We start from the raw sequence: 612 nt of genomic DNA, 5'->3' as shown, positions 1-612 counted from the left end.
GGCTTCGACGCGCATATGTCGCAAGACTTTTGGGATCGCGGCCGCGGCAAGCTCCAGATCGAGGGCGGGCTTCTGTCGACGACTGCGGTGCAGCTCTGCGGTGTCAACGGCCAGTCCCTGACGGTCGGCGGCGCGTTCACGGCCACCTTGACGCGCGCGATGCTCGAGGCTTTGGGCGGTGATCACTGCCTTCAGCTCGCGGGGATGCAATTCTCGGATGCGGTGCCGCTTGCCGATACGCTCGGGCCGCGCTCAAAGGGCTACAACCTGAGCAAAGCCGCAACCGGCTTCGCGCGGGCGCAGACGGGTAGCGGTGCCAGCGGCATGGCCTTTCCGGCCTTCGCTCTGCTCAATGCCCACCGTCGCGATCTCGGCCTGGCTCAGGTGCCGGTTGTCACCAGCTGCCACGGCATCCCCGGCATTGCGATCGAAGACATGGATGCCGATCCGGCGACAGGCTCGGGAACGGCCACGGTCTGGAGCAATTTCAGCTATTGGAACGCGCAGGCCAGAGCGGTGGCGGAAGCTTCCGGCAAGGCGATCCTGCCCGGCTGGCATCTTTGGGATCACGGCACCTCGGCCAAGGCCAGCCCGCGCGGCGACTATCTCGAG

General features: G+C 66.5%; 1 protein-coding gene. It reads left to right on the top strand.

The features are described from left to right. Positions 1–15 precede the first annotated feature (15 nt). Positions 16–612 (top strand): hypothetical protein (locus tag ACFFUC_RS12440; RefSeq protein WP_377686685.1); only part of this gene is annotated, 597 nt, incomplete at its 3' end.

The sequence above is a fragment of the Paracoccus cavernae genome (assembly GCF_042430175.1).
Classification (GTDB): Bacteria; Pseudomonadota; Alphaproteobacteria; order Rhodobacterales; family Rhodobacteraceae; genus Paracoccus; species Paracoccus cavernae.
This window is presented reverse-complemented; position numbering and strand designations above follow the sequence as displayed.